The organism is Acinetobacter sp. SwsAc4, assembly GCF_013391535.1.
Lineage (GTDB): Bacteria > Pseudomonadota > Gammaproteobacteria > Pseudomonadales > Moraxellaceae > Acinetobacter.
Window position 1 is genome coordinate 1 of sequence record NZ_JACAXC010000054.1, and the last position, 5,591, is coordinate 5,591.

At 41.3% G+C, this 5,591-nt stretch carries 1 protein-coding gene and 1 pseudogene; one reads left to right on the plus strand and one right to left on the minus strand.

Annotation, left to right across the window (positions count from 1 at the left end; genetic code table 11):
• Positions 1–173 (minus strand): annotated as a pseudogene (locus HYG88_RS14955) (IS4 family transposase); the annotation flags it as partial.
• A gap of 290 nt (positions 174–463) precedes the next feature.
• On the opposite strand from HYG88_RS14955, the gene HYG88_RS14960 reads away from it, so the two are divergent.
• Positions 464–5,326: an SdrD B-like domain-containing protein gene (locus HYG88_RS14960; protein ID WP_178883364.1), complete on the plus strand. Its 4,863-nt coding sequence runs from the start codon at positions 464–466 to the stop codon at positions 5,324–5,326.
• Positions 5,327–5,591: the final 265 nt, after the last annotated feature.

The following is a 5,591-nucleotide window of genomic DNA, read 5'->3' on the forward strand; positions in this document are numbered from 1 at the left end:
CGATAAAATGATTGTGGTAAGCACTTGATGGGCAAGGCTTTAGATGCAGAAGAAAGATTGCACGTTTGCTTTAAAATGATCGCAAGCATGATGAGCGAAAAGCACTTTAAATGTGACTTGTTCCATTTTAGAGATTTGTTTAAGATAAGATATAACTCATTGAGATGTGTCATAGTATTCGTCGTTAGAAAACAATTATTGTGACATTATTTCAATGAGTTATCTATTTTTGTCGTGTACAGAGACTATTTTAATACTTTTTTGAATCCGTCAATGCGTAAGTCCTAATTAATGTTAAATATGTTTTAAAAATTGTAAATTACGTGATATATTTCACACAATTATATGTGGCTGCTTCATTAGGGCTAATTAAAACCTTAATTAGGTCAAAAATAAAGGTCAGATTGAAGTTATTCACTTTCATTATTGATGAAAAATGTCCCACCGATGGAGGAGAATTTTTGTGATAAAAGTTAATAAAATCTTTTATTTATTTATTTGTGCTATTGTTTTCTTATATACATCTATTTTACATGCTGCTGTTGATATTGTTGTCAATGAGAATGATAGTCCTGACCCAATCGCAGCAGGTGGGACATTAACTTATACTCTGAATGTAGCTAATAATGGTCCTGATGATTCGACAGGGGTTAGTTTGACGGCGGCGTTACCTGCAACAGTAAGTTTGCAAAGTGTCGTTTCTTCGCAGGGGACATGTACAGGTACAACAACAATTACTTGTAGTCTGGGTAATATTGATAATAATGCGGCAGTCAATATTGTGATTAAGGTGACTGTACCCACCACACCAGGGACATTAACCAGTACCTTCACAGGTTCAAGTGGTCAAATTGATACTAATTTAACCAATAATAGTAAGATTGAAACAACAACAGTGGTACAAAGTGCTGATTTGCAAATCACAAAAACGGATAGTGCTGATCCTGTATCAGAGGGGGCGGCTTATAATTATGTGCTGGCGATTAAGAATTTAGGTCCTTTTGCTCATACGACAGCAGATACAGTGACTGTAACAGATAATATTCCATCTAGTATGCGTCTGCAAAGTCTACCTAGTGGTACTAATTGGACTTGTAGTAGTTCTGGTGGTACAGCATTTCCCCAAAATGGACCAGTTGTTGTAACGTGCCAGAGAAATATACAAGCCAATAATGCCTTGGCAGTCAATGCAAGTTTTCCCAATATTACAGTCCCTGTCAAGGCATTGGCTTATGGGACGGTAACCAATGAAGCCAGCGTTAGTTCAACGATGGCTGATAAAAACACTGCCAATAATACGGTTACAGAAAATACGGTGGTAAATCAGGCAGTTGATTTGAGTATGGCAAAAGTGCTTACTAATACGTCAAATACTACTATTGCGACCAGTACACAAATTGGTGCAGGTGCTACTTATCGGTATCGCCTGACACCCTCTTTAGTCATTGGGGACACAGCAGGTGCAACCGTTCGGGTCACGGATTCATTACCAAATAGTATACAGGTCACCACTTCACCAACAGTATCTGGTAATTCAGGGGTATGGAGTTGTGATTATAGTCCAAGCCAGACTTTACCTTTTATGGTATCAGCCAGTAACCCTGTGAGTGTCATTTGTGACTCTGCAACACCCTATGTGAATACCAGTACGACAACCCAAAGTCTGGGGATTATTCAGTTTGATTTTATTCCAACTCAAGGCGGTACATTGACTAATGCAGCAACAGTAGGTTCTGTGGGTAATACTTTAACTGATATTGCAACCAGCAATAATACAGCTTCAGTGACACATACAGTGAATGGAAATGCCGATTTGAGAATAGCTAAAACTGTTAATGGTTCTGGTACTGTACGTGCTTTAAATTCTACAGCAACTTATACGCTTGCTTATCGTAATGCGGGTACATCTCCAATCCCTACTGGAACGACAGTAACGATTACTGATACGTTGCCGAGCGGCGTTCAAATTACGGCGATTACTGCACCAACTGGCTGGACTTGTCCAACTGCAAGTGCATCTTCCCCTATTAATGGACCTGCGACCATTACGTGTACACTGACCAATGGTCTGGCGGTATCAAGTAGTAATAGTAACATCACACTGTCTGCAAAATTTACCAGTACTGGGGTGAAGCAAAATATTGGCAATATTAGCTCTAGCATATCTGATCCTGATCTTAGTAATAACCAGTCAGATAATACACTGACGATTGTAGATACATCAGGAGGTGGTACTTATAGTGATTTGTCAATTGTTAAGGACGATACCGTATCAGGAAATACCACTTATGGACCTGATCCTGTTGCAGTAACAGGTAATGTACGCTATCGCTTACGGGTGACCAATAATGGACCATCCAATATGCCAGCAGGTCGTACGGTGACAGTTACGGATACTATTCCTGTCAATTCTACCATTGTGAGTTATGCGCCAACTGTATCTACCCAAGGCTGGAGTTGTAGTGATACAGGTGCGGTGATTACCTGTACACGTTCTGTAAGTGCTTCATCTACTTGGACGGTAAATACAACCAACGATATTGATGTGGTATTAAAAGCCAATAATGGCACAACAATGACTAACTACTCGCAAGTAGTGACGGCAAGCGACCCAATAGGTAGCAATGATACTGCCCAACAACAAACCAGCATTCTGGATGATGCCAATTTAAAACTGGTCAAAACAGTGTCAGCCACTAGTGTTTATATGGGACAGAGTTATACCTACACTTTTGTGGTGACGAATCAGGGGCGAACTGCTGTACCAGCTGGAACATCAAATGCTATTCGCTTGGTTGACAGTATGAATCCTAACCCAGGAGCAACACTAGTATCCACGACTGCGGCAGCCAATGGCTGGACTTGTACAACAGCAGGCACAGGAAATGTAACTCCCTTAACCTGTGATTATGCAGGTGGTTTGGCAGTAGGGGCGAGTACTTCATTTACCGTAACTGTGACACCTACGACAGTTGGAACAGCGCGTGCAAATACAGCCAGTGTTAGTTTTGTCAGTACTGCTGTTGTTGCTGATCCAGATTTTACCGATAATAGTAGTACTGTGACATTAAATGTGCTGCCTAGTGCTGATGTGCAAATCAGTAAAAGTGCCTCCTTAACAACGGTTGCTGCGGGTCAGAACCTGACCTATATTTTAACCGCCAGAAATAAAGGTCCTAGTGTTGCTACCAATGTTACTGTTATTGATACTTTGCCGAGTAATGTGACAGTGATGTCAATCACACCAACAGGCGCTGGTACTTGTCAGCAGGACGTACCTACCGCAGGAAAAATTCAGTGCCAATGGGCAAGTTTAGCCAATAATACTACGCAATCAGTGACAGTTGTGGTGCGTCCCCAACAGGCAGCAGCAGGTACAAACATCATAAATACCGCCACTATTAGTTCTGATATTTATGATGCTGTGAGTACCAATAACACATCTTCAGTGTCTACAGCAGTAACCTCTGCTGTCATTGATCTGGTGATCAATAAATCAGATCTGGTTGATCCTGTTGCGCAAAATGGCACTGTGGTTTATACGGTAACGGTAAATAATCTAGGACCTTCAGTCGCAACCAATGTGATTGTTACTGAAAACCTGCCTTATACTTATCTTGAATTTATAGATGCTACTCCTCAGCAGGGAAGTTGCACAACACCAAATAGCAGTCATCAAATGCTCTGTAATCTGGGAAGTGTAGAGGCGGGTCAAACAATAACGATTACTATCCGTATGTTGGCAAAGTATATTGGTACCGATGTCAATCAGGTCAGTGTTCAGGCAAGTGAAACAGATAGTTTAACGACCAATAATAGTGATAGTGAAAATACCACAGTGCAACTTGGAACAGATGTTCAGGTCACCAAATTGGTCGATAGTACAAATATTTATGTTAATCAATCTTTTTGGTATACCATTAATATTTTCAATGAGGGGCCTGCAAACAGCAATGTGACTCTCACAGATACTATTCCTGTAGGAATTGATTATGTTTCCTATACCATAACAGGGGGAAGTTGTACTTACAATAGTAGCAATAAGACCCTGACTTGCAACATGGGGTTAATGACTCCAGCTACAACTAAGCAAGTCAGAGTACAGGCAGTTTCCAGACAATTAGGGACGATTATCAATACAGCAAATGTAAGTGGTTCGACACCTGAGCTTATTTTGGATAATAACCAGTCTAGCGTGAGTGTTAACTCACAACTGATTGTTTCAGGAAGGGTATTTAATGATAATGGCGGCACAGTAAATAATATTTTTGCTAATGCCTATAATGGTGTACAAGATACTGGCGAGAATGGGATTGCTGGTGCGAGGATTCAACTGACCAATTGTATTAGTAGTATTATTGCAGAAACCACAACCAATGCAGCAGGTGATTATCAGTTTATTCGTAATGCAAATCTGCCAAGTCCCTATTGTATTATAGAAACTAATACGCAAAATTTTACCTCAGTTAGCGGTGTTGCCAATTACACACGTAGTACCGATACCATTAGCGTGGCAAATAGTACTGTAGCCAGCTATACCACAGGAAATTTTGGCGATGCTAATCTGAGCGTGATACTCATAGAAGATGGGCAACATACCATTAAAGCAGGAGAAGTGGCTGACTATCCACATCGACTGATCAGCTACGCGCCTGTGAGCATTACCCAGATGGTACAAAATCTGGCACAACAGCCAGCTTCCAGTACAGATCAGGTATGGCAGGCTATTATCTATCAGGATATTAACTGTAATGGCAAAGTGGACGCGGGGGAAAGTGTATTTAACCCCACCACAGGTAGCCCAATCCTGTTACAGCCAGCAACCGACATCTGTCTGGTACAGCGTGTCCTGTCGCCAAGTAATGCCTATGCAGGCGCACAGCAAATGACCCGACTACAGGCCAGCTATCAGATTAGCCTGAGTAATCCATCGCAAACGATCACAGGACAAAGCAACCAGCGACAGGATACCACCCTGATTGGCAGTGCAGGACTTGATTTGCAGAAACGAGTACGTACCGTTGCCACGTGCCCATCAACAGTGAGTGACAGCACTTCTTTTGCGATCAACAATCAGGCGACCAGCCAACAAAAACTGGAGTATGAGATCACCTATAAGAACAATAGTGTGAAAGTGTTGCAAAATGTAAAGCTGAAAGACAGTGTGCCATTGGATACAACGTTTGGTAGCATCAATTGCCAGTCTACCCCTTCAGGCATTACAGGTTGTACAGCAACCCATAACAATGGCCAGCTAGAGTGGGTGTTGACAGGTAATCTGCCACCTTCTGCTACGGGTACAGTGAGGTTCTGTGTTTCACCGTGATGGGGTGGTTATTGCAAAATGCTCAGGAAGTCTGGCTGTTAGCTACTTGCTGGGTGTTTTGATAGGGGGAGGAGTTCTGAATTCTCAATTAAAGGATTCATATTGATGTCATAAAAGTGAAAGATTATTTATAGGATTTTAAGATGATAGGACTTACGCATTGACGGATTCAAAAAAGTATTAAAATAGTTTATAAAGTATCTGTGATCAGACGAACTAAACATGCTTCTACAGCAACTTGTACATTACCCATTTATATGGGCTT